Source organism: Pseudonocardia sp. ICBG162, from assembly GCF_020496225.1.
GTDB classification, from domain to species: Bacteria; Actinomycetota; Actinomycetes; order Mycobacteriales; family Pseudonocardiaceae; genus Pseudonocardia; species Pseudonocardia alni.
The window spans coordinates 654706-678110 of sequence record NZ_JAHLJD010000017.1 but is presented as its reverse complement, the minus strand read 5'-3'; the positions used below and the strand labels follow the sequence as shown (position 1 = coordinate 678110).

Annotated in this window: 21 protein-coding genes; 14 read left to right on the top strand and 7 right to left on the bottom strand. The window is 75.3% G+C overall.

All coding sequences use genetic code 11. The features are described from left to right. The first annotated feature begins 102 nt into the window (after positions 1-102). Positions 103-786: a response regulator transcription factor gene (locus tag KPL60_RS17280; protein WP_062396678.1), complete on the top strand. Its 684-nt coding sequence runs from the start codon at positions 103-105 to the stop codon at positions 784-786. 3 nt (positions 787-789) lie between these two features. Next, positions 790-2208, top strand: a complete 1419-nt coding sequence (locus KPL60_RS17275) for a HAMP domain-containing sensor histidine kinase (protein ID WP_226366468.1) — start codon at positions 790-792, stop codon at positions 2206-2208. On the opposite strand, the gene KPL60_RS17270 is transcribed toward KPL60_RS17275, so the two are convergent. Further along, complete coding sequence (locus tag KPL60_RS17270) at positions 2202-3131, bottom strand: TAXI family TRAP transporter solute-binding subunit (RefSeq protein ID WP_226366467.1); 930 nt, start codon at positions 3129-3131, stop codon at positions 2202-2204. The genes KPL60_RS17275 and KPL60_RS17270 overlap by 7 nt on opposite strands. A 99-nt stretch (positions 3132-3230) precedes the next feature. Here KPL60_RS17270 and miaB point away from each other — a divergent pair, with 99 nt between their 5' ends. Both miaB and KPL60_RS17260 read left to right on the top strand, forming a co-directional pair. Further along, complete coding sequence (gene miaB, locus KPL60_RS17265; protein WP_226366466.1) at positions 3231-4727, top strand: tRNA (N6-isopentenyl adenosine(37)-C2)-methylthiotransferase MiaB; 1497 nt, start codon at positions 3231-3233, stop codon at positions 4725-4727. Beyond that, positions 4724-5170, top strand: coding sequence for a hypothetical protein (locus tag KPL60_RS17260; protein ID WP_226350500.1), 447 nt, complete (start codon positions 4724-4726; stop codon positions 5168-5170). The genes miaB and KPL60_RS17260 overlap by 4 nt, the downstream gene beginning before the upstream one ends. 3 nt (positions 5171-5173) lie before the next feature. Here KPL60_RS17260 and KPL60_RS17255 read toward each other — a convergent pair whose 3' ends face one another. Then, the gene (locus KPL60_RS17255; RefSeq protein ID WP_374228715.1) at positions 5174-6409 is read right to left on the bottom strand and encodes a DUF349 domain-containing protein; all 1236 of its coding nucleotides are present in this window, start codon (positions 6407-6409) and stop codon (positions 5174-5176) included. Between the two features lie 373 nt (positions 6410-6782). Here KPL60_RS17255 and KPL60_RS17250 point away from each other — a divergent pair, with 373 nt between their 5' ends. From KPL60_RS17250 to KPL60_RS17230, 5 genes are read left to right on the top strand one after another with little or no spacing between them, the layout of a single operon-like run. Further along, on the top strand, positions 6783-7484 hold the full coding sequence (locus KPL60_RS17250) for a hypothetical protein (RefSeq protein ID WP_226366464.1): 702 nt from the start codon (positions 6783-6785) through the stop codon (positions 7482-7484). Further along, positions 7481-8425, top strand: a complete 945-nt coding sequence (gene miaA, locus KPL60_RS17245; protein WP_226366463.1) for a tRNA (adenosine(37)-N6)-dimethylallyltransferase MiaA — start codon at positions 7481-7483, stop codon at positions 8423-8425. Before KPL60_RS17250 ends, miaA begins: the two co-directional genes overlap by 4 nt. Continuing rightward, positions 8422-9291, top strand: coding sequence for a diaminopimelate epimerase (gene dapF, locus KPL60_RS17240; RefSeq protein WP_226366462.1), 870 nt, complete (start codon positions 8422-8424; stop codon positions 9289-9291). The genes miaA and dapF overlap by 4 nt, the downstream gene beginning before the upstream one ends. A 54-nt stretch (positions 9292-9345) precedes the next feature. Continuing rightward, a complete protein-coding gene (gene hflX, locus KPL60_RS17235; protein WP_226350505.1) occupies positions 9346-10836 on the top strand; it encodes a GTPase HflX in 1491 nt (496 codons plus the stop codon). Positions 10837-10871: 35 nt separating this feature from the next. After that, a complete protein-coding gene (locus tag KPL60_RS17230; protein WP_226366461.1) occupies positions 10872-11936 on the top strand; it encodes a hypothetical protein in 1065 nt (354 codons plus the stop codon). A 28-nt stretch (positions 11937-11964) separates the two neighbouring features. On the opposite strand, the gene lexA is transcribed toward KPL60_RS17230, so the two are convergent. Then, complete coding sequence (gene lexA / locus KPL60_RS17225; protein ID WP_226366460.1) at positions 11965-12729, bottom strand: transcriptional repressor LexA; 765 nt, start codon at positions 12727-12729, stop codon at positions 11965-11967. 229 nt (positions 12730-12958) lie between these two features. Between lexA and KPL60_RS17220 the strand changes: the two genes are divergently transcribed. The 5 genes from KPL60_RS17220 (at position 12959) to KPL60_RS17200 (ending at position 18700) form a co-directional block, all read left to right on the top strand. Further along, positions 12959-13189, top strand: a complete 231-nt coding sequence (locus KPL60_RS17220) for a hypothetical protein (protein ID WP_226366459.1) — start codon at positions 12959-12961, stop codon at positions 13187-13189. Positions 13190-13351: 162 nt separating this feature from the next. Continuing rightward, the gene (locus tag KPL60_RS17215; RefSeq protein ID WP_226366458.1) at positions 13352-14011 is read left to right on the top strand and encodes a hypothetical protein; all 660 of its coding nucleotides are present in this window, start codon (positions 13352-13354) and stop codon (positions 14009-14011) included. A gap of 519 nt (positions 14012-14530) precedes the next feature. After that, positions 14531-15022 (top strand): transcriptional regulator NrdR, encoded by a 492-nt coding sequence (nrdR, locus tag KPL60_RS17210; RefSeq protein WP_062396654.1) that lies wholly within the window; start codon positions 14531-14533, stop codon positions 15020-15022. Positions 15023-15116: 94 nt separating this feature from the next. After that, the gene (locus KPL60_RS17205) at positions 15117-17978 is read left to right on the top strand and encodes a vitamin B12-dependent ribonucleotide reductase (protein WP_226366457.1); all 2862 of its coding nucleotides are present in this window, start codon (positions 15117-15119) and stop codon (positions 17976-17978) included. An 80-nt stretch (positions 17979-18058) separates the two neighbouring features. Continuing rightward, a complete protein-coding gene (locus tag KPL60_RS17200) occupies positions 18059-18700 on the top strand; it encodes a hypothetical protein (RefSeq protein ID WP_226350510.1) in 642 nt (213 codons plus the stop codon). Between the two features lie 14 nt (positions 18701-18714). On the opposite strand, the gene KPL60_RS17195 is transcribed toward KPL60_RS17200, so the two are convergent. The 4 genes from KPL60_RS17195 to KPL60_RS17180 all read right to left on the bottom strand — a co-directional run bounded on the left by KPL60_RS17195 (position 18715) and on the right by KPL60_RS17180 (position 23323). Further along, on the bottom strand, positions 18715-19722 hold the full coding sequence (locus tag KPL60_RS17195; RefSeq protein WP_226350511.1) for an alpha/beta fold hydrolase: 1008 nt from the start codon (positions 19720-19722) through the stop codon (positions 18715-18717). Between the two features lie 69 nt (positions 19723-19791). Further along, positions 19792-21009 carry an alkaline phosphatase family protein gene (locus KPL60_RS17190; RefSeq protein WP_226366456.1) on the bottom strand — a complete coding sequence of 406 codons (1218 nt, stop codon included), beginning with the start codon at positions 21007-21009 and terminating at the stop codon, positions 19792-19794. Beyond that, positions 21006-21902, bottom strand: a complete 897-nt coding sequence (locus KPL60_RS17185; RefSeq protein ID WP_226366455.1) for a LysR family transcriptional regulator — start codon at positions 21900-21902, stop codon at positions 21006-21008. Before KPL60_RS17185 ends, KPL60_RS17190 begins: the two co-directional genes overlap by 4 nt. Continuing rightward, the gene (locus tag KPL60_RS17180) at positions 21899-23323 is read right to left on the bottom strand and encodes a cation:dicarboxylate symporter family transporter (protein WP_226366454.1); all 1425 of its coding nucleotides are present in this window, start codon (positions 23321-23323) and stop codon (positions 21899-21901) included. Before KPL60_RS17180 ends, KPL60_RS17185 begins: the two co-directional genes overlap by 4 nt. Positions 23324-23405 lie beyond the last annotated feature (82 nt).

The window sequence follows — 23405 nt, the reverse complement described above, 5'->3', positions numbered from 1 at the left end:
TGCCTCCGGACATGGCGAGAGCCTGGACGGAACGGACAAGCGAGTCCATCACCTTGAGGAACCTTTAGGGTCTCGGCCACATAACGGAAAGGGCGGACAGCGGTGCACATCCTGCTGATCGAGGACGACGACCGGGTCGCCGCCGCGCTGCGCCCGGCGCTGCACCGGCACGGGATGACCACGACCCGCCTCGACCACGGCCGCGGCGCCGTCGACCACCTCGACGGCGTCGACGTCGTGCTGCTCGACCTGGGCCTCCCCGACGCCGACGGGCTCGACGTCTGCCGCGCGATCCGCGCCGTCTCCGAGGTCCCGGTGCTGATGGTGACCGCCCGCGGCGAGGTCACCGACCGCATCGCCGGGCTGCACACCGGCGCCGACGACTACCTGGTCAAGCCCTACGACATCGGCGAGCTCGTGGCCCGCGTGCACGCGGTGCAGCGCCGCCGCAAGGTCGGCGACGACGGCACGGTCGCCCCGGCCGGGTCGGCCCCGGTGACCGTCGGCGACGTCCGCGTCGACCCCGAACGGCACGAGGTCACCGTCGCCGGGGAGCAGGTCGTGCTCACCCGCAAGGAGTTCCAGGTGCTGTCGCTGCTCGCCCGCGCCGACGGCGCCGTCTGCACCCGCGCCCAGATCGTCGCCGAGGTGTGGGGGCGCGGCTGGGCGGGCGCGAACCGGACCCTCGACGTGCACGTGGCGACGCTGCGGACCAAGCTCGGTCGCCCCGAGCTGGTGCGCACCGTGCGTGGCGTCGGGTACCGCTTCGCCGCCACCGAGGACTGACCCGTGCGCAGCCGGCTGCTGCTGGTCGTGCTCGTGCTCGTCGGGCTGCTCGCCGCCGGGCTGGGCGTCCCGCTGGCCTGGACCGCCGCCCAGCGCGCCCAGGAGGAGGTCTTCACCGACCGGCTCACCGACACGATCTCCTTCGCCTCCACCGCGCAGCGCCCGCTCATCGAGGCCCCCGCGGGCAGCTCCGCGCTCACCACCTTCACCGACGAGATCACCCGCTACGACGACGTCTACGGCGTCGCGGTGCTGGTGTTCGACCGGACCGGCCGGACCCTGACCGCGTCCCGCCCGGCCGACCGGCTGCCCGAGCTGGGGGACTACGCCACCGAGCGGACCGCGGTCGCGCTGGCCGGGCGCCGCTCGTCGACCTACCCGCTGCTGATGCCGTGGGACGCCCGGCCGCTGGTGCTGGCCGAGCCCGTGCTCGTCGACGGCGAGGTCGTCGGCGCGGTGGCGACGGTGTCATCGACCGACGCGCTGCGGGCCGAGGCGGTGCGCACCTGGTCGTTGATCGCCGGGGCCGCGGTGTTCGCGCTGCTCGCCGGCACCCTGGTCGCGCTGCCGCTGACCGCCTGGGTGCTGCGCCCGGTCCGCCGGCTCGACGAGGCGATGGGCCGGGTCGGGACGGCCGTCGTCGCCGGGGGGCCGCCCGGTCCGCCGTCGCGGCGCAGCGGCCCGCCGGAGCTGCGCTCGCTGGCCGGGTCCTTCGACCGGATGACCGAGACGGTGCGCGAGGCGCTGGCCGCCCAGCGCGCGTTCGTCGCCGACGCCTCCCACCAGCTGCGCAACCCGCTCACGGCGCTGCGCCTGCGGCTGTCGAACCTCGACGGGCACGTCGACCCGGCCGCCGCCGACGACCACCTCGCGGCGATGGAGGAGGCCGAGCGGCTGTCCCGGGTGCTCGACGGGCTGCTCGCGCTGGCCCGCGCCGAGCGCGCGGTGGAGGACCCGGGCGACGCCGAGGACACCGACCTCGACGTCGTCATCGCCGAGCGGGTGGACAACTGGCGGCCGCTGGCCGAGCACTCCGGGATCGAGCTGCGCCGCAGCGGCCCGCACGGCCTGCACGCCCGGATCGGCGAGCCCGCGCTGGAGTCGGTGCTCGACGCGCTGCTCGACAACGCGCTCAAGTACACCCCGGCCGGGCGACGGGTGCGGGTCGCGACGCTGCGCACCGCGGACCGGATCGGCGTCAGCGTCGTCGACGGCGGTCCCGGCCTGGCGCCGGAGGACCGGGCGCGGGCCACCGACCGGTTCTGGCGGGCGCCCGGGCAGACCAACGTCGAGGGCAGCGGGCTGGGCCTGGCCATCGCGGTGCGGACCGCGGCCGCGGCCGGCGGGAGCCTGCAGCTGGGCGACGCCCCGGGCGGCGGGCTGCGGGTCACGCTGTGGCTGCGCCCGGGGGCACCTCAGTAGCCCTTGGTGGCCCGGTAGAACGCGACGGCGCCCTCGTGCAGCGGGATCGGCTGGGTGCCGATCGCCGAGCGGGAGTCGACGGTCACCGCGGCCGGGCTGGCCTGGGCCAGCCGCGGCTGCTCGTCGAAGGCGGCGCGGATGAGCGCGCCGGCCAGGTCGGCGTCCATCCCCTCGGTGACCAGCAGCGCGTTACGCACCGACAGGCAGGAGACCGGGCCGGGCAGGCCGTAGGTGTTCGCGGGGACCGTCGCCACCGAGTAGACGGGGTACCGGTCGCGCATGCGGTCGAGCACGCCGCCGAGCTCCAGCAGCCGGATCGGGACCTGCGCGGCCAGCTCCCGCACGCCGTCGGTGGGGACCCCGCCGGACCAGAAGAACGCGTCGAGGCCGTTCTCACGCAGCGCCGCCGCCGCGTCCGGGAGACCCAGCTCCGCGCGGGTGCCCAGGCCCGCGACGCCGATCCCGGCGACGTCGAGCAGCCGGGTCGCGATCGGCTGGTAGCCGCTGCCGCCCGGGCCGATCGACACCCGTCGTCCGCGCAGGTCGGCGATGGTGCGCAGGCCGGAGTCGGCGCGCACGACGATGTGGGTGACGTCGTCGTAGAGCCGGGCCAGTGCGCGCGGCTCGGCCGGACCGGTGGTGCGGGCGGCGACGTCGGCGGCCACGTCGACCTGGCTGATCGTGACCGCGGCCGCCCCGGTGGTCAGCAGGTCCATGTTCTGCGCGCTGCCCGCGGTCTCCAGCACCTGCGGGGCCGCGGCGAGCCCGAGCCGTTCCCGCCAGATCTCCGACAGCGTGCGCGCGAGGTTGATGTATACCCCCGGCTGCACCCCGCCGGCGATCACCAGGGGGGCGGCGGGCCGGGGCCCGGTACAGGCGGCCAGCCCCGCCCCCAGACCCAGCGCCGCCCCCGCGCGCAGCACGGTGCGCCTCGTCAGCGGGGGCCCGGGCCGGTGCACCCGCCCATCATCCCCGACGGCCCCGTCCCGGCGTCGTCGCACCGGGCGCCTACCCTCGGGTGTGTGAGCCGCAGCTACACCGTGCGCACCTACGGGTGCCAGATGAACGTGCACGACTCGGAGCGGATGGCCGGTCTGCTGGAGGACGCCGGGTACGCCCGGGCCGAGGACCCCGACACCGCCGACGTCGTCGTGTTCAACACCTGCGCGGTGCGGGAGAACGCGGACAACAAGCTCTACGGCAACCTCGGGCACCTGCGCCCCCGCAAGGTCGCGAACCCGGACATGCAGATCGCCGTGGGCGGCTGCCTGGCCCAGAAGGACCGCGACACGATCACGCGGCGGGCCCCGTGGGTCGACGTCGTGTTCGGCACGCACAACGTGCACGCCCTGCCGACGCTGCTGGAGCGGGCCCGGCACAACGAACAGGCGCAGGTCGAGATCGCCGAGGCGCTCGAGGTGTTCCCCTCGACGCTGCCCGCGCGCCGCGACTCCGCCTACGCCGGCTGGGTGTCGATCTCGGTGGGCTGCAACAACACCTGCACGTTCTGCATCGTGCCGTCGCTGCGCGGCAAGGAGCGCGACCGGCGCCCCGGCGACGTGCTCGCCGAGGTGCAGACCCTCGCCGCCGACGGCGTGCTCGAGGTGACCCTGCTGGGGCAGAACGTGAACGCCTACGGCTCGGACATGGGTGACCGGCAGGCGTTCTCGAAGCTGCTGCGGGCCTGCGGCGAGGTCGAGGGGCTGGAGCGGGTGCGGTTCACCAGCCCGCACCCGCGCGACTTCACCTCCGACGTGATCGCCGCGATGGCGCAGACCCCGAACGTCTGCCCGCAGCTGCACATGCCGCTGCAGTCCGGCTCCGACGACGTCCTGCGCCGGATGCGCCGCAGCTACCGCTCGGAGCGGTTCCTGTCGATCCTGGCCGAGGTGCGGGAGTCGATCCCGCACGCGGCGATCACCACCGACATCATCGTCGGCTTCCCCGGCGAGACCGAGCAGGACTTCCAGGACACCCTCGACGTCGTCGAGCGGGCCCGGTTCGCCGCGGCGTTCACCTTCCAGTACTCGAAGCGCCCCGGGACGCCCGCCGCGGACCTGCCCGACCAGCTGCCCAAGGCCGTCGTGCAGGAGCGCTACGAGCGCCTCGTCGCGCTGCAGGAGCGGATCTCCTGGGAGGAGAACCGCAGGCAGGAGGGCACCGAGGTCGAGCTGCTGGTGTCCACCGGCGAGGGCCGCAAGGACGCGGCGACCGCCCGGCTCACCGGCCGCGCCCGCGACGGGCGGCTCGTGCACTTCGCGCCCGGGGACGCGACCGGCATCCGGCCGGGCGACATCGTCACCGTCCGGATCGACCGCGGTGCCCCGCACCACCTCGTCGCCGACGGCGGCGTGCTCACCCACCGCCGCACCCGCGCCGGCGACGCCGCCGAGGCCGGCGAGCGCCCGTCCGGGGCACCCACCACCCTGGGACTGCCCGCGTTCGGCGCCCCGGCGCCCGAGCCGGCACCCGCCGCGCCGTCCTGCGGCGTCCCCGCCACCACCGGAGGTACCCGATGAGCGACGTGTCCCCGGAGACCCGCGCCGAGATCGACCGGGCCGGGCGCGGTGTCGCCCGCCGGATCGACCCGGGCGCGCGCGCCATGCTGATCGCGGTGGCGATCGTCGCCGCCGTCGCCGCGCTGCTGCTGCCGTGGGTGGCGGGCACCCCGGGCTGGCAGGTGCTGGCCTCCGGCACCTCCGGGCCGCTGCCGACGCTGTTCTCGTTCACGATGACCGGGTTCGCCGTCGTGGTGTCCGCGGCCGCGCTGCTGACCCGGCTGTGGGCGCTCGCGTGGCTCGCGGCCTTCGGCTGCGGGATCTCCTCGGTGAACGGGCTGTGGGCGATCTGGTCGCAGCAGACCGGCGCCGAGGCCGGCCCCGGGTTCGGGATGGTCCTCGGCGTGATCGCGGTCGTGCTGCTGACCTTCGTGTGGGCGGGCGCCGCGCTGCAGCGCGACTGACCCCTACCGCTCGTCGACCGCCTGCTCGGCGGCGGTCAGCCACTCCCGCCACTGCGCCGCCTGCGCACGGGCCTGCTCGGCGCGCCTGCCGTCGCCGGCCGCCTCGGCCTTCTCCGCCTGCGCCTCGAACTGCTCGACCCGCACCCGGAACTGCTCCACGCGGGCCTGGGCCTCGGGGTCGGTGCGGCGCCACTGCGCGTCCGCGGCGGCGGCGACCTTGTCCTCGATCCCGCGCAGCCGCCCCTCCAGGGTGCGGATCTCCTCGCGCGGGACCTTGCCGATGGCCTCCCAGCGCTCCTGGACCTCGCGCAGCCGGGCCCGTGCGCCGTCCGGGTCGGACAGGTCGATCGTCTCGGCCTCGGCGAGCAGGGCCCGCTTCGCCTCGGCGTTCTCGGCGAACTCGGTGTCGCGGGCGGAGAAGTGTTCGCCACGGCGGGCGAAGAAGCGGTCCTGCGCGCCGCGGAAGCGGGCCCACAGCGCGTCGTCGGCCTCGCGGTGGGCGCGGCCCGCGGCCTTCCACTCGGTCATCAGGTCGCGGTAGGCGGCCGCGGTCGCGTTCCACTCGTCGGAGTCGGCCAGGGCCTCGGCCTGGTCGACGAGCTCCTCCTTGCGGGCCTTCGCCGTGACCCGCTGACGGTCGAGGTCGGCGAAGTGCGAGCCGCGCCGCCGGTTGAACGCCTCACGGGCCTTCGAGAAGCGCTTCCACAGCTGCTCGTCGGTCTTCTTGTCGACGCCGCGGACGGTGCGCCACTCGTCGAGGATCGCCTTGAACCGGTCCCCGGCCTGCTTCCACTGCGTGGAGTCCGCGGCCATCTTCTCGGCCTCGACGGCGAGCGCCTCCTTGCGGGCGACGGCGTCGTGCCGGGCGCGCTCGCGCTCCTCCTTCGCCGCGCTGACGCCCTGCTCGGCCCGGCCGACCAGCTCGTCGAGCCGCTCGCGCAGGGCGGGGACGTCCCCGACCACGTGCGCCTCGCCGAGGCCCTCGCGCAGCGCGGTGAGCGCGGTCAGCGACGCCCTCGCGTCCCCGCCGCCGGCGATCCGCGCGGCGAGCACCTCGGTCTCGGTGACCAGTGCGTCGAACCGCTTCGCGTAGTGCTCCAGGCCCTCCGCGGGCGGTCCGGCCTGGTAGGAGCCGACGACCCGCTCGCCGTCGGCGGTGACCAGGGTGATGGTCCCGTCGTCGTCGGCGCGGCCCCAGCGGCCCGGGTCACCGGCCGCCGAGGGCACCGGCGACGGCAGCGCGGCGGGCGGCGCGGGCGGTACGACCGCGGCCGGGGTGGGCGCGGGTCGCGCGGCGGGCGGCGGTCCGGGCCGCGGGCCGGGCCGGGGCGGCCCCGGCTTCGGCGGGGCGGGCCGGGTGGGCTCGGCACCCTGTCCTGCAGCGTCGGTCGCGTGGGTCTCGGACACCGGTAGGTCCTCCTCGTTCGGCCCGCCGCGGGGGCGGGCGCCCCGGTGCGGATGTCCGTCCGGGGCCGTGCGCGCACCGGGCCCCTCGCGCGGTGCGGAGGCCGGAACGGCGATTCAAGCAGGTCCACCGCCCTCGGGGGAACCGCGTGCCCCCCGGCCGGGTACGGGCGTCGCGGCGGGGGAGCGCTGATTACCCTCGGATCCCGTGCCCGCCGCGATCGCCGTCCTGCCCCAGCCCCCGCTCCTCGTCCCCGCCCTGAGCGGCGACGCGGCGGTCGAGACCGAGGGGCTGCGCGAGGCCGTCGCCACCGCCGTGGCGGGTCTGGCCGCGGCCGCGGACAGCTGGGTCGTCGTCGGCGCCGACCCCGGCGGGCGGCGCACCGTCGCCCCGGGCACCCGCGGCACCTTCGCCGGCTACGGCCGCGACGTCCCCGTCGCGCTGCCCGGCCCGGACGGCCCCGACGAGGGCGCGGAGCTGCCGCTCCCGCTGCTGGTCGCGGCCTGGGCCGCGGCGCCGGCCGGGGTCGGGTCGGCGCGCGGCGAGCTCGTCGCACCGGACACCCCGGTCGCCGACTGCCTGGCGCTGGGCGCGGAGCTCGCCGGCGAGGGGGTCGGGCTGCTCGTCGTCGGTGACGGCGCGGCCAAGCACACCGCGAAGGCCCCCGGCGGGTTCGACGGCCGCGCCGAGGCGTTCGACGCCGTCGTCGCCGCCGCGTTCGACGCCGGTGACCCCGAGGCGCTCGCCCGGCTCGACCCGGACGGCGCCGCCGCGCTCTGGGCGTCCGGGCGCGCGCCGTGGCAGGTGCTGGCCGGTGCCGCGCGCGGGCGGGCCTGGACGGCGGCGCACCGGCACACCTCGATGCCCTACGGCGTCGCCTACCACGTGGCGCTGTGGGAACCGGCGTGAGCGCCCCTCCGTCGACGGCACCGCCGCTGGTCGTCGTGGTCGGGCCGACCGCGACCGGCAAGTCGGACCTGGGCCTGGAGCTGGCGCTGGCGCTGGACGGGGAGGTCGTCAACGCCGACGCGATGCAGCTCTACCGCGGCCTGGACGTCGGCACCGCGAAGCTCGCCCCGCACGAGCGGCGCGGCGTCGTCCACCACCAGCTCGACGTCCTGGACGTCACCGAGACCGCCTCGGTCGCGGCCTACCAGCGCGAGGCCCGCGCCGTCGTCGAGGAGCTGCGCGCCGCGGGGCGCACCCCGGTCCTCGTCGGCGGCTCGGGGCTCTACGTGCAGGCCGTGCTGGACGAGCTGGAGTTCCCCGGCACCGACCCGGAGCTGCGCGCCGCGCTGGAGGCCGAGCTGGAACGCGACGGGTCCGGCGCGCTGCACGCCCGCCTCGCCGCGGTCGACCCGGTCGCCGCGGAGCAGGTGCTGCCCTCGAACGGGCGGCGGATCGTCCGCGCGCTCGAGGTGATCGCGCTGACCGGCCGGCCGTTCCGGGCGACGCTGCCCGGCGCGGGCACCCCCCGCTACGACGCCGTGCTGCTCGGCGTGGACCGCGACGTCGCCGAGCTCGACGAGCGCGTCGCGCTGCGGGTGGACCGGATGCTCGACGACGGTCTGGTCGACGAGACCCGCGCCCTGCTCCGCCACGGGCTGGCGCAGGGCCGCACCGCGTCCCGCGCGCTGGGCTACCGGCAGGTGATCGAGGCCCTCGACCGCGACCCCGCCCACCCCGACCTCGCCGGCGTCCGGGAGGAGACGGTCCGGGCGACCCGGCGGTTCGTGCGCCGCCAGCGCTCCTGGTTCCGCCGCGACCGCCGCATCCACTGGCTCGACGGCGCCGACCCGGACCTGGTGGCCTCGGCGCGCGCGGTGCTCGCTCGTAGGCTGGTGGCATGACCGGCGGTATCGCGTTCAGCAAGGGGCACGGCACGCAGAACGACTTCGTGGTGCTGCCCGACCCGGACGCCGCGCTCGACCTCACCCCGGCCCGCGTCGCCGCGCTGTGCGACCGCCGCCGCGGCCTCGGTGCGGACGGGGTGCTGCGGGTCGTGCGCTGGGCGAAGCTCGCCGGGGAGCCCGGCGTCGGTGAGCCCGCCGACGGCGTCGAGTGGTTCATGGACTACCGCAACGCCGACGGCTCGCTCGCCGAGATGTGCGGCAACGGCCTGCGCGTGTTCGCCCGCTACCTGCACGAGCGCGGCTGGGCCACCGGCGGCCCGGTCGGCACCCGCAACGGGGTGCTCGACACCGCGGTCGGGCCGGACGGGGTCTCGGTCGGGCTCGGGACGGTCGGCGTCGGCCCGGCGTCGGTCGCCACCAGCGGCGACGCGCGTTTCGACGGCATCGCCCTCGACGTCGGCAACCCGCACCTGGCCTGCGTCACCGCGGCCGACCCGGACACCCTCGACCTGACCCGCGCGCCCTCGTTCGACCCGGCGCTGTTCCCGAACGGGGTGAACGTCGAATTCCTGACCCCGCTGGACGGTCCCGCCGACGGCGGCCGCATCCGGATGCGGGTGCACGAGCGCGGCGTGGGGGAGACCCGCTCCTGCGGCACCGGGACCGTCGCCGCCGCCGTCGCCGCGCTGCGGCACGCCGGGCACTCCGCCGGCGACGTGCAGGTCACCGTCCCGGGCGGCCTGCTGCGGGTGACGGTGGAGGCGGGTACCGGCGAGCGGACCGGGCCCACGACGCTGCACGGCCCGGCCGTGCTGCTCGCGTCCGGGGAGCTGGACCGCGCGTGGTGGGACGCGCCCGCCTGAGCGCCGCGAATCCGGGCGGACACGGGCCCCGCGACGTGGGAGGATGGGGTCAAGATGACTGATGCCCACACGCACCCCTCCGTGACCCCCTCCACGTCGAACCCGGTTCCGACGGGTGGCGAGCTCGACCTGGAGGAGCGCACGTCGCTGCGCCGGATCCACGGGCTGTCCACCGAGCTCACCGACATCACCGAGGTCGAGTACCGCAAGCTCCAGCTGGAGCGGGTCGTGCTCGTCGGCGTCTGGACCGAGGGCACGGCCGAGCAGGCCGAGAACTCGATGACCGAGCTGGCCCGCCTCGCCGAGACCGCCGGTTCCGAGGTGATGGACGGCCTCGTCCAGCGCCGCTCCAGCCCGGACCCGGCCACGTTCATCGGCTCCGGCAAGGTCGAGGAGCTGCTCGGGACCGTCCGCGCCACCGGCGCCGACACCGTGATCTGCGACGGCGAACTGTCACCCGGCCAGCTCCGTCAGCTGGAGGAGCGGCTCAAGGTCAAGGTCATCGACCGGACCGCGCTGATCCTCGACATCTTCGCCCAGCACGCCCGTTCCCGGGACGGCAAGGCCCAGGTCGAGCTCGCGCAGCTGTCCTACCTGCTGCCGCGGCTGCGCGGCTGGGGTGAGGCGCTGTCCCGGCAGGTCGGTGGCCGCGCCGCGGGCGGTGTCGGTATCGGTGGCCGTGGCCCCGGTGAGACGAAGATCGAGCTGGACCGGCGCCGGATCCGCGCGCGCATGTCGAAGCTGCGCCGCGAGATCGGCGCGATGCGCCAGGTCCGCGAGACCCAGCGCGGCAGTCGTCGCCGCAACGAGATCCCCTCTGTCGCGATCGTCGGCTACACCAACGCGGGCAAGTCGAGCCTGCTCAACCAGCTCACCGACGCCGGGGTGCTGGTGCAGGACGCGCTGTTCGCGACGCTGGACCCGACCACCCGCAAGGCGCAGACGCCCGACGGGCACGACTACACCCTCACCGACACCGTCGGGTTCGTGCGGCACCTGCCGCACCAGCTCGTCGAGGCGTTCCGCTCCACGCTGGAGGAGGCCGCCCGGGCCGACCTGCTGGTGCACGTCGTCGACGGGTCCGACCCGCTGCCCGACGACCAGATCGCCGCGGTCCGCCAGGTGCTCGTCGAGGTCGGGGAGGCCGCGGGCGACACGATGCCGCCCGAGCTGCTCGTGATCAACAAGACCGACGCGGCCGGTGACCTCGCGCTGGCCCGGCTGCGGCACGCCCAGCCGGACGCGGTGTTCGTCTCCGCGCACAGCGGCGCCGGGATCCCGCAGCTCCGGGAGCGCATCGCCGAGCGCCTGCCGCGCCCGGAGTACGAGGTCGACCTCCTGCTGCCCTACACCGAGGGTGCGCTGGTCGCGCGGCTGCACGACGACGGCGAGATCCTCGCCGAGGAGCACACCGCCGACGGCACCCGGATCCGGGCGCGGGTCAAGCCCGAGCTGGGCACCGCGGTGCTGCCGTTCGCGGTGGCGGGCTCGGCCCTGCCGACCGGGACCGGCACCGACCTGCCGGCGACGGCGGCGGGCCACTGAGCGTCCCACCGGCCGGGCGAGCGGGTCTCGGGGTCGTGGCCCGCCGCCTGACCGCGGTCCTCTGCCTGTCCGGTGCGCTCACGGGTGCGGCCGCGCCGCCGCCCGGGGCGACCCCGGTCTGCTCGATCGACGACCCGCGGTTGGAGGAGCTGTCCGGGCTGGTCGCCGAGGGCCCGCCCGGCGCGGCCCCGCAGCGCTACCACGCCATCGTCGACGGCGGCGGGACCGCGCGGGCGTTCACCCTGGACCCGGCCGGCTGCGCGGTCACCGGCACCCGGCAGGCCGACGTCCCGGTCACCGACGTCGAGGACCTCGGCCTCGGACCGGGCGGGGAGCTGTGGCTCGCCGACACCGGCGACAACGGGGCGCAGCGCGGCTCGGTCCGGCTCGTCGTGCTGCCCCCGGCCGGGCCGCCACGGGTGCACGACCTCGTCCACCCTGACGGTCCGCGCGACGTCGAGGCCCTGCTGGTCGGCGACGACGGCGTGCCCCTGCTGGTCGACAAGACCACCGGGGCCGCCGGGGTCTACCGGCCCGCCGCACCACTGCGCGACGGCGGGGACCCCGTGGAGCTGCGCCGGGTGGCCCAGGTCGTGCTGCCCTGGTCCGGCACCGGTGGCGGGCCGCTCGGGGCCGCCGGGTCGCGCACGGTCACCGGCGGCGGGGTCTCGCCGGCCGGGGCCGAGGGCGGGCGCGCCGCCGTGCTGCGGACCTACACCGACGCCTGGGTGTTCCCGCTGCCCGCCGGCGGACCGGCGACGGCGGACGCGCTGGTCGAGGCCCTGGGCGGGGCACCGCTGCCGGTGCCGTTGCCGGGGGAGGCCCAGGGTGAGGCGGTCGCCCCGGACGGCCAGGGCGCGCTGCACTCCGGGAGCGAGGCGCGGGGCCTGACCGCGGCGGCGATCACGGTCGTCCCGGGCGCGGTGACCGCGGCGACCGTTCCGCGGGCACCGGTCGTGCCCCAGCCCGCCGAGGTGCCGGAGTACCGCACGTACCCGTCGTGGCTGCCCGCCGCGGGCGGGGCCGCGGCGCTCGGGGCGCTGCTGGTCGCCGGCGCCGTCGCGATGTCCCTGCACGGACGGCGCCGCCGGTCCCGCTGACCGCGGGACGGGGCGCCGTCCGCGACGGTCAGAGGCGGCGCAGGACCGCCACGACGCGACCGAGGATCGACGCGTCGTCACCCGGGATCGGGTCGTAGGCGTCGTTCGCGGGCATCAGCCAGATGTGCCCGTCCTTGCGGCGGAACGTCTTCACGGTCGCCTCGCCGTCGATCATCGCGGCCACGACCTCGCCCTGCTCGGCCACCGGCTGCTGGCGCACGACGACCCAGTCGCCGTCGGTGATCGCGGCGTCGACCATCGAGTCGCCCTTGACGTTGAGCAGGAACAGCGTGCCCTCGCCGACGATCTCGCGCGGCAGCGGGAACACGTCCTGCACGGCCTGCTCGGCCAGGATCGGGCCACCGGCGGCGATGTCGCCGATGAGCGGCACGAACGCCGGCGCCGGCCGCGCGGAACGCAGGTCGGCGGTGTCGGTGTCGGTGTCGGAGTCCGTCCCGTCGGTACCGGCGATCTGCTCCGGGCTGCGGACGTCGACCGCGCGGGTGCGGTTCGGGTCGCGCCGGAGGAAGCCCTTGCGCTCCAGGGTGCGGAGCTGGTGGTGCACCGACGAGGTGGACGTGAGGCCCACCGCGTCACCGATCTCGCGGACGCTGGGCGGGTAGCCGTACCGGTCCACCCAGTCCCGGATGACGGCCAGGACCTTCTTCTGCCGCGGGGTCAGGCCGCGGGTGTCGGCCGCGGGGTCGGGGAACTCCCGGACCTTCGCGGATCCCCGGTCCGCGGCGGTGCCGGTCACGCCGGGACCACCGTGTCCGGTGTCGTCCGCTGCCATCGCATTCGCCTCCTCGGGGTACTTACGGCGACGACCCTAGCCGCCGCGGGCCCGTTCGCCAAACATGCGTTCGAAGTCGCCCGGGGCGTGTCGTGGATTCCGGCGGACCGCGGTGGTACAACATCGCACAGGCGTTCGATCGAACACTGGTTCGATCGAACGCGGTCCGCGTCGCCGCCCGGCCGCGCGGGGGAGACCGGCAGCGGGAACGGCAGCGGGGGTGGCGATCGTGGGTACGGCGGTCATCGGGGACGTGACGGTCATCGGGCGGGTCCCGGTGCGCACCACGACCGACGGGGTGCGTCCCGGCCCGGCGCCGGGCGTCGTGCGCCGTGCGGTGGCCGCGTCGGGTGTCCTGCTCGCCTCGGCGGCCGCGGTCGTCGCGCTCGGGGTGCTCGCCGACGTCGCGGTCGCCACCCACGGCCCGGCCGGGCCGCCCGCGGTCGGCGCACCACGCTGAGAACGTCCCGGCACGGGCGACGACCTGCGGGAACGCAGTTGTTGTCGGTGCCGGGTGCTACACCGCTCGTACGCCCGTTCGACCGGGCTCGGGGAAGGGCCGGTCGGGAGCGGGGGAGACGAGACCGTCCGGGGGACGGGCGGTCCGACGGCAGGAGGAACCATGCGAGAGCTCGACGAGCGGATCCGCGACCACGGCGCGGTCGGCTGCCTGACCGGCGCCCCGGCGCCCGGCACCCCCACCTCGCGCGCCCGGCGCGCCGCCCGGGAGCGGGTGCGGGCCGCCGACGGTCTCGCCGGTGCGGCCGGTGCCGGCTCGTCGGCCGCCACGCGCGCGGCCCACCGGTGGGCCGCCCACGGGGCGCGCGAGCGCGCACTGACCGAGTCGGTGGCCCGTCACCCCGCCGCCCGTTCCCGGCGCGCTCCGGTGTCCGGCGCCCCCGGGGCCGGTGTCCCGGTGTCCGGTCCCGCCGGCGGTCCGAACCCCGCGGTCCGGACGCCCCGCTGCACCATCGCGGACCCGGCCCCGGGGGCGACGGCGACCCTGACGCGGCCCGCACCGGCCGCGGCGCCGGCCCGTACGCGGTCGGTGGCCGTGCCGGCACCGCGCACCGTCCGTCCGCCGTCCCGGCGCTGCCTGGTCCCGGCGCGCCCGCGCCCGGCCCGCAGCCGCGCCCGCGGTCGCCTGGAGCGGTTCCTCACCGGGGTCGCGGCCCTGCTGTGCGCGACGACCGCGGTGGTGGCGCTCGGGCTGCTGGGCGACGCGGCGGCGGGCTGGAACGCCCCCGCGGCCGCCGTGCCGTCGGTCGGCGCCGTGCGCTGACGTCGGCCGGCGCCGCGCAGTGCGACGCCGCACCCCGTGGTTCGCACGGCCGTGCGCTGCGGGGCGGTCCCAGGTGGTGACGGTGCGGAGCGACGGACGCCGCGTCGGCGTCGCATCGGGTGACGGCGTGCGCGGTATGGCGCGCGGGCGTCGTGACGTGGCCGTCGGGATGTCGCCGGAGGAGTCGGCGACGTGCCGCCGGGCGCGTCCGCAGGGCGTGTCCCCGCATCGGGTGGCCGCCGGTCGCGGTCCCTCCGGCGCGACGGACGGCGCCGCCCGCGACGTTCCTCGGCGCCACCAGCGCCGATGCCCCGCTCCATGATCGTCGGCGACGGACCGGTCGCGGAACGTGGTGTGCGAGGCTCGGATCCCGATCGGGCGAAGCTCGGCGTGGCACCGGGCCCGGGATGGCGTACCCCTAGATGTAGGGGTTACATTGGTGTCGTTCCGCCACTGGTTGGGGGGACTGATCGCTGCGGAGAGTTTCCGGAACGTCACGGAAGAGGGGTGTGAGCGTCCATGCGCTGCCCGTTCTGCCGACACCCGGACTCCCGCGTGATCGACTCCCGGACCGCCGACGACGGGACATGCACCCGCCGGCGCCGGTCCTGCACCTCGTGCGGACGACGGTTCACCACGGTCGAGGAGGCCGTGCTCGCCGTCGTCAAGCGCAGCGGGGTGACCGAACCCTTCAGCCGGCAGAAGGTCGTCGGCGGGGTTCGGCGGGCGTGCCAGGGCCGGCCGGTCGACGAGGACGACCTGCAACAGCTCGCCCACCGGGTCGAGGAGACGGTGCGCGCGCGCGGGGCGGCGGAGCTCCCCAGCCACGAGGTCGGGCTGGCGATCCTCGGGCCGCTGCGTGAGCTCGACGAGGTCGCGTACCTGCGGTTCGCGAGTGTCTATCGGTCCTTCTCCTCCATCGAGGACTTCGAGAAGGAGATCGCCGACCTGCGTTCGGCGGCTGCCGGGGAAGCAGCCGACGACGAGGCCGGTCACCACCCGGACGGCTGAGCGGCGCGTCGTCGTCGCCGGTCGTACCGGGAAGAGAGCCGTCCGCGCACCCCAGCGTGCGGGCGGAGAAGCGTCGGATGTGCGGAGGCAGTTCATGACCGAGACCGTCGGGGGCCCGACGACAGACACCGGTGAGAGCGCGGCGGCCAAGCCGTCGCGTGGCCGCGGGAAGACCGGCGCCAAGCGCGCGCCCGGCCTGACCGTGCAGCGTGTCTTCACCACCGAAGGGGTCCACCCCTACGAGGAGGTGGAGTGGGAGCGCCGCGACGTCGTCATGACGAACTGGCGCGACGGCACCGTCAACTTCGAGCAGCGCGGCGTCGAGTTCCCGCGCAACTGGTCGGTCAACGCCACCAACATCGTCACCAGCAAGTACTTCCGCGGCGCGGTGGGCTCGGACACCCGCGAGTCCAGCCTCAAGCAGCTCGTCGAGCGGGTCGTCGGCACCTACAAGCGGGCCGGTCTCGAGCACGGCTACTTCGCCACCGACGGCGACGCCGAGATCTTCGACCACGAGCTGACCTGGATGCTGATCCACCAGGTGTTCAGCTTCAACTCGCCGGTGTGGTTCAACGTCGGGACCGCCAGCCCGCAGCAGGTCAGTGCCTGCTTCATCCTCTCGGTCGACGACACCATGGAGTCGATCCTGAACTGGTACCGCGAGGAGGGCCTGATCTTCAAGGGCGGCTCCGGTGCCGGCCTGAACCTCTCGCGCATCCGCTCGTCGAAGGAGCTGCTGTCCTCCGGCGGCACCGCCTCGGGCCCGGTCTCGTTCATGCGCGGTGCCGACGCCTCCGCGGGCACCATCAAGTCCGGCGGCGCCACCCGGCGCGCGGCGAAGATGGTCGTCCTCGACGTCGACCACCCCGACATCGAGGAGTTCGTCGAGACCAAGGCCAAGGAGGAGGCCAAGGTCCGCGTCCTGCGCGACGCCGGCTTCGACATGGACCTGGGCGGCTCCGACATCACCTCGGTGCAGTACCAGAACGCCAACAACTCCGTCCGCGTCACCGACGAGTTCATGCGCGCCGTCGAGGGGGGCACCGACTTCGGTCTGCGTGCCCGCATGACCGGTGAGGTCATCGAGCGCGTCGACGCCCGCAAGCTGTTCCGCGGCATCGCCGAGGCGGCCTGGAACTGCGCCGACCCCGGCATCCAGTACGACGGCACGATCAACGACTGGCACACCACCCCGGAGTCGGGGCGCATCAGCGCGTCGAACCCGTGCTCGGAGTACATGCACCTGGACAACTCCAGCTGCAACCTGGCGTCGCTGAACCTGCTGAAGTTCCTCGACTCCGACGACCGGTTCGACGCCGAGACCTTCGCCAAGGCCGTCGAGCTGATCATCACCGCGATGGACATCTCGATCTGCTTCGCGGACTTCCCGACCGAGCCGATCGCCGACACCACGCGCCGGTTCCGCCAGCTGGGCATCGGCTACGCCAACCTCGGCGCGCTGCTCATGGCGACCGGCCACGCCTACGACTCCGAGGGCGGCCGCGCGCTCGCCGGGTCCATCACCTCGCTGATGACCGGTGCCGCGTACAAGCGCTCCGCCGAGCTCGCCGGCGTCGTCGGCCCGTACGAGGGCTACGCCCGCAACGCCGAGTCCCACCAGCGCGTCGTCCGCAAGCACGCCGCGGAGAACGACCGCATCCGCACCTTCGCCTCCAGCACCCCGGTGCAGAAGCTCGCCACCGAGGTCTGGAAGCAGTGCCAGGAGATCGGCCGGGTCAACGGCTGGCGCAACGCGCAGGCGTCGGTGCTGGCCCCGACCGGCACGATCGGCCTGATGATGGATTGCGACACGACCGGCATCGAGCCGGACCTGGCGCTGGTCAAGTTCAAGAAGCTGGTCGGCGGCGGCTCCATGCAGATCGTCAACCAGTCGGTGCGCCGCGCCCTGGACAACCTCGGCTACCAGGCCGAGCAGGCCGAGGCGATCGTCGAGTACGTCGCCGAGCACGGCCACGTGGTCGACGCCCCGGGCATGAAGCCCGAGCACTACGAGGTGTTCGACTGCGCCATGGGCGACCGGACGATCGCCCCGATGGGCCACGTCCGCATGATGGCCGCCGCGCAGCCGTTCCTGTCCGGCGCCATCTCCAAGACGGTCAACATGCCCGAGCGGGCGAGCGTCGAGGACGTCGAGCGGATCTACCTCGAGGGGTGGCGCCTCGGCCTCAAGGCCCTGGCGATCTACCGCGACAACTGCAAGGTCGGCCAGCCGCTGTCCGCGGGCAAGGGCGGCGACAAGAAGGCCGACGCCGAGCCGGAGAAGCACGTCGTCGTCGAGCAGCGGCCGGTCCGCAAGCGGCTGCCGAAGAAGCGGCCCAGCGAGACCGTGTCGTTCACCGTCGGTGGCGCCGAGGGCTACCTCACCGCCGGCAGCTACCCCGACGACGGCCTCGGCGAGATCTTCGTCAAGCTCGGCAAGCAGGGCTCGACCCTGGCCGGCGTGATGGACGCCTTCTCGATGTCGATCTCGGTGGGTCTGCAGTACGGCATCCCGCTGGAGTTCTACGTCTCGAAGTTCTCCAACCTGCGCTTCGAGCCGGCCGGGATGACCGACGACCCGGACGTCCGGATCGCGACCTCGGTGCTGGACTACCTGTTCCGCCGCCTGGCACTGGACCACCTGCCGTACGAGAAGCGCGCCCAGCTGGGCATCTTCTCCTCCGACGAGCGGTCCGCCCAGGTCGAGAACGACTACGGCACCGGCGAGAAGCTCGACATGGAGGAGTTCCGCTCCTCCGTGCCGACGACCGAGGAGCGCAAGGAGGCCGGTGTCGATCCGGCCCCGGTCGAGGTCGGCAGTTCCACCGAGCTGCTCGAGCTGCGTCTGGGCAAGGCCGCCGACGCACCGCTGTGCATGACCTGCGGGACGAAGATGCGCCCCGCCGGATCCTGCTACCTCTGCGAGGGCTGCGGCTCCACCAGCGGCTGCAGCTGAACGACACCGCACCACACCGGGGCGGCTCCGACACCGGAGCCGCCCCGGCGCGTGTGGTGCAGGCAGGGATCGGGGACCACGTGACCGAGGACCGCACCGCGGAGGTGGCCGGGCGCCTCGGCGTCGACCCGCGGGTGCTCGCCGTGCTCGTCGCCGCCCCGTGGCGCGCCGCGGACGGCCACGACACCGGGCCCGTCGCGGAGCCGGCGGGGGAGCGCGGCACCGTCTACGTCGGCGTCCCGTCCCCGGCGGAGCTGCGCGAGCTCGACCTGCCCGCCGACGGGCTGCGGCACTTCGGGCTCACCCCGGCCGACCTGCGTCGCGGCGGCTGGACTGACGCGGACCTGCGCTCGGCGGGGCTCCTCCCGCCCGGCGCGACGCCGGACCCGGTGGCCTGGTTCGTCGCGGGGGAGCCGCCGCAGCTGATGCTCGGGTTCGACCCGGCCGGTCCGGTGCTGCTGGCCCGCCCGGAACCACGCTGGGACGGCCACCTCCCGGTGCTGGACCCGGCGGACGCGGTGGAGGTACCCGTCCTGCCCGGCTGCGACGACCCCGACGGCGACGCCGGGCTCGCCGTCCGCCAGGTGCGTGACGGTCTGCTGCGCCGGGCCCGGCGCCGGCTCACCCACTGCGTGATCTGCCTGCGCCCGGTGCACCGGGCCGCGACGACGCACGGCGCCTGCCACGGCTGTGCCGGCACCTGGCTGGGGTTCGTGTTCTGACCCCGGGCCCGGGGTCAGGTCGCTGAGACCGGTCCCGGCCGCGCCCCGGCGACGCCGGCGGGCGGGGGAGCGGGGCAGCGCAGCAGCTGACGCCACTGCTCCGGGCTCCACCGCGCCGGGTCGGTGGACCCCAGGAACTCCTCCAGCACCCCGACGAACCGGGCCGGGTCGCTGTGGTGCGGGAAGTGCCCGGCGTCGTCGAAGACCTCCAGCCTGCTGCCCGGCATCGCGGCGTGCGCGGTGCGCGCGTGCGCCAGCGGTACGACGGCGTCCCGGGCGCCCCACACGAGCATCGTCGGCATCCCGCGGGTCAGGTAGCAGCGGTCGAGCATGGTCACCACCTGCCCGCGCCAGTCGACGACGGCGCGCAGCGTCCGGATGAACGCCGTCCGCGACGTCGCGTCGGGCAGCGCGTCGACCAGCCGGAGCAGGTCGGCGGCGTCGCGGCCGAGGTCGGCCCCGACCAGGCGCAGTGCGTCGACGGCCCACCCGAGCTGCCACCGCAGCAGTGGCAGCTGCGAGGCCGCCAGCACCGCGTGCGCGCCGGGCAGGCTCACCGCGCGCAGCAGCGGCGTCACGTCCGGACCCGCCCCGCCGGTCCCGACCAGCACGAGACGCTCGGTGCGTTCGGGGTACTGGTAGGCGAACTGCATGGCGACGCCGCCGCCGAGCGAGTGCCCCACCAGCGTCGCGCGGGGCACCCCGAGGACACCGAGCAGGTCGCGGACCCCGTTGGCGTAGGCGGCGACGGAATAGTCCGCGCGCGGCTTGTCGGAGTGCCCGTGCCCGAGCAGGTCCGGGGCGATGACCAGGTGCCGCCGGGCCAGCGCGGGGAACACCGCCTCCCACGTCGCCGAGCTGTCCCCGATGCCGTGCACGAGCACGACCGCGGGCCCGGAGCCGGCCACCCGGAACGCCCGCCGGTAGCCGTGCACGGTGCGGAACCGCAGCTCCGAGTCCCGCGGCGGCACGACGCCGAGCCGGTCGCCGACCGGTGCCGGGCGCGAGGTGGGGGCCGCCATCCGCCCGACGGTAGGACCGTCGCGTTACCCCGGTGTTGCCGTCGGCGAACGCGTCGGCCCCGCCGGACCTCAGAGGTGGTTGAGGACGAGGTCGTGCAGGTCACGGCTGCGCAGCACCCCGGAGCGGAACCGCCGCGCCAGGGGCCCGGCGACCGGCCGGCTGGTGATCAGCGGGATCGGCTGCTCGTGCCGCCCGCCGTGCGACCGCAGGGCGCCGTGCAGGCCGGACAGGTCGTGGTCGCGGGCCCGGGTCCCCAGCGCGACGTGCGCCGACGACGAGACCGCGAGGTCGCCGATCCGGTCGGCGGGGTGCTCGTGGACGGTCGCGGCGTCGGCGCGGTCCCACACCTCCTCGATCCCGGGCAGGCCGGCGAGCACGGCGCGGGCCCGGTCCCGCTCGGGTTCGGGCAGGTAGATCCACGCGAACGAGCCGAGCGCGCCGTGGTGGCGGACGTAGGGGTCGGTGATCGGGAGCACGACCTCGTCGACCGCGACCCCCGCCTCCTCCAGGACGTCGGTCAGGTAGTGCACGGTCGGCTCGCCGTCCGCGCCGTGCTTGGCGTTCATCCCGTGGTCGGCGGTGATGCCGACGACGAACCCGGCGTCGAGGTACTCGCCCAGCAGGGTGTCGAACTCGGTGAGGAACCGGTCGGACAGCTCGTCGCCGGGGGCCGCGGCGTGCTGCACGCGGTCGGTGAGCGAGACGTAGAACAGCCGGATCTCCGGCCGGGCGCGGTGCACGGCCAGGCCGATCCGCATGGCGTAGTGGCTCGCGTCCCAGTCGTAGATGCCGGGCGGGGCGAGTCCGACGAGCGCCGCGAGGTCGTCGATGCCGTACTCGGGGAGGTCGGCGACCCGTTCGACGCTCACGCTGGGCACCCCGCCGTGGCCGAGCAGCCGACGCAGCTTCTCCTTCGTCGTGACCATCAGGGTCGGCACCCCGTGCTCGGCCAGGACCGCGTGGATGCTCGGGGCGCGCAGGAACGCGGGGTCGTCGAACAGCTGCAGGGTGCCGTCGGGGAGGCGGCAGTAGTTGCCCGGCACCCCGTGCAGGGCGGGCGCGACCCCGGTGACGATCGAGAGGTTGTTCGGGTTGGTCAGGCTCGGCATCTCCGAGGCCCCGCGCCGGTACTCACCGCCCTCGGCGAGCATCCCCGCGAGGCGCGGCACGATGCCGCGACGCAGCGCGTCGTCGAGGTAGTCGGGGTCGCCGCCGTCGACGGTGAGGACCACCGTCGGCCGGTCGGGAACGCGGTAGTGGCGGTCGTTGGCGACGATGGTGGTCATGGTGTGGTCCTCTCACGGGCGAGGGTGACGAACTCGGACTCGGGGCGGGTCAGCACGCGGCCGGTCCGCAGGACGAGGTGGACGGGTCGGGTGGCGGGGGCCGGTGCCAGGCCGAGCTCGGCGATCCGGCCGAGCCGCAGCGCGTCGTCCGCGGCCCCCCGGGGCACGCAGGCGATACCGAGTCCCGCGGCGACGGCGTGCACGATCGCGGCGGTGCCGCCGACCGTCCACACCCGCGTCCCCGGGATGCCCCAGCGCTCGAGCAGGTCGAGCTGGTAGGCGCGGGTGGTGGAGCCGCGTTCGCGGACCAGGACGGTGCTGCCCCGCAGGGCGGCCGGGTCGGCCGTGCCGCCGGCGAGCGGGTGGTCCGCGGCGGCGACGACGATCTGGGTCTCGGAGGCGACGACGACACTCTCGTGCCCGGGGCCCACGCCGTCGTCGGCGGTGACCGCGATCCCGATGTCGCCGGCGTCGAGGCGGCGCAGCGTCTCGGTGGTGTTGTCGATCAGCAGGTCGACGTCGACCAGGGGGTGCAGCCGGGTGTACTCGGTGAGCAGCCGCGGCAGGACGCCCTCACCGGCCGTCGCCGTCCCGCCGATCGCGAGCGTCCCGCCGACCGGTCCGTGTCCGAGCTCCTGGACACCGGCGACGGCCTCGGCGTAGAGGTCGAGCAGCCGGCGGGCGTGCTCGAGCAGGGTGTCGCCCGCGGGGGTGGTCCGCAGCCTGCCCGTGTCCCGGGCGAGCAGCCGGGTGCCCAGCTCGGCCTCCAGCTGGCGCAGGTGCGCCGACACCGAGGACTGCGCCAGGCCCAGCGTGCGGGCGGCCGCGGTGACCCCACCGGCGTCCACGATGGTCACGAACACCCGCAGCCGTTGCAGGCTGGTGCCGCTCACGCCCGGTCACCGGCACGGCTGACCGCGTCGCCGCGCGGCCCGGGGACCGGCCCGCCGGCCGGGTCGTCGGCCGTGCCGCCGTCGCCGGCGGTCGCGTCGGGACGCCCGGGCCCGGTGAGCTCCGGGAGGAGACCCGGGCGGCGGCCGGACATGATCGCCGTGACGTCCGCGGCGGTGGTCTCGCCCTGCCAGCGGGAGACGACCAGCCCGGCGACCGCGTTGCCCAGCGCGTTGACCACGGCCCGGCACTCGGACATGAACCGGTCGATCCCGAACACCAGCATCACCCCGGACACCGGGAGGAACGGCAGCGAGGACACCGTCGTGGTCAGCATGACGAACCCGCCGCCGGTGACCCCCGCGGTCCCCTTCGACGACAGGAGCATCACCAGGAGCATGACGATCTGGTCGCCGATCGACAGGTCGATCCCCAGGGCCTGGGCGATGAACACGCTCGACAGCGTGAGGTAGAGACACGTGCCGTCGAGGTTGAAGGAGTAGCCCGCGCTGACGGTGATCCCGGCCGTCCCCTTCGACACCCCGGCGTTCTCGAGCTTGCGGACGATGCCGGGCACGGCGACCTCCGACGACGAGGCCCCGAGCGCCAGCAGGATCTCCGAGCGGAAGTAGCGGAAGGTCCGCAGCGGGTGCAGGCCCACAAGCAGCAGCACCGAGCCGAGCACGACGACCACGAACACGATCGACGTCACGTAGAAGGTGGCGACGAGCGCCAGCAGCGACCCGATCGTCGCGGCGCCGAAGGTGCCGGTCGTGTAGGCCATCGCACCGAAGACGCCGACCGGGGCCGCGTACGTCACGAACCGGACGACGGTGAACAGCACCCGCGAGAGCTGCTCGATCCCGCGCGCCACCGGCCGTGCCGGTTCCCCGATCACCGCGAGCGCGATCCCGAAGAGCACGGCGAACAGCAGGATCTGCAGCACCGCGCCCTCGGCGAAGCTGCCGACCACGTTGTCCGGGACGATCTGGGTGAGGTGGTCGGTCCACTCCACCGCACGGCCGGTCTCGATGTGCTGTTCGACGTCCGGGTCGAGCGCGAGCGCGCCGGCGTCCGCCCCCATCCCGGCGCCGGGCCGCACCAGGTTCACCGCGAGCAGGCCGAGGACGAGTGCGGCGGTGGTGACGACCTCGAAGTAGACGATCGAGCGCAGCGCGACCGCCCCGACCTGCCGCAGGCTCGCCACGGAGGCGATGCCCCCGACGACCATGCACAAGATGATCGGCCCGAGCACCATCGTCAGGAGCCCGACGAACGCGTCCCCCAGGAACTCCAGGGAGCGGCCGAACGCGGGCTCGACGAGCCCGGTGAGGGCACCGAGGGCCATGCCCGCGAGCACCCAGACGTAGAGCTGCCGGTACCAGGGTGTCCGGGGGTGGCCCGCGCTCGGTCGTTCGGACATGGCTGCTCATCTCCAGGGGTGCGGGACGCGGGGACCTCCTCGGTCCCGCAGCGGAGTCTGGGCGGCCGACCCCGCCCCACCC

Coding starts and splice junctions, on each gene's coding strand:
- lexA (WP_226366460.1), bottom strand. CDS start 12,729: ATGGCAGCGGACGACACCGGACACGGTGGTCCCGGCGTGACCGGCACC.
- KPL60_RS17195 (WP_226350511.1), bottom strand. CDS start 19,722: ATGGCGGCCCCCACCTCGCGCCCGGCACCGGTCGGCGACCGGCTCGGC.
- KPL60_RS17215 (WP_226366458.1), top strand. CDS start 13,352: ATGCGAGAGCTCGACGAGCGGATCCGCGACCACGGCGCGGTCGGCTGC.
- KPL60_RS17260 (WP_226350500.1), top strand. CDS start 4,724: ATGAGCGACGTGTCCCCGGAGACCCGCGCCGAGATCGACCGGGCCGGG.
- KPL60_RS17190 (WP_226366456.1), bottom strand. CDS start 21,009: ATGACCACCATCGTCGCCAACGACCGCCACTACCGCGTTCCCGACCGG.
- KPL60_RS17205 (WP_226366457.1), top strand. CDS start 15,117: ATGACCGAGACCGTCGGGGGCCCGACGACAGACACCGGTGAGAGCGCG.
- nrdR (WP_062396654.1), top strand. CDS start 14,531: ATGCGCTGCCCGTTCTGCCGACACCCGGACTCCCGCGTGATCGACTCC.
- KPL60_RS17180 (WP_226366454.1), bottom strand. CDS start 23,323: ATGTCCGAACGACCGAGCGCGGGCCACCCCCGGACACCCTGGTACCGG.
- dapF (WP_226366462.1), top strand. CDS start 8,422: ATGACCGGCGGTATCGCGTTCAGCAAGGGGCACGGCACGCAGAACGAC.
- hflX (WP_226350505.1), top strand. CDS start 9,346: ATGACTGATGCCCACACGCACCCCTCCGTGACCCCCTCCACGTCGAAC.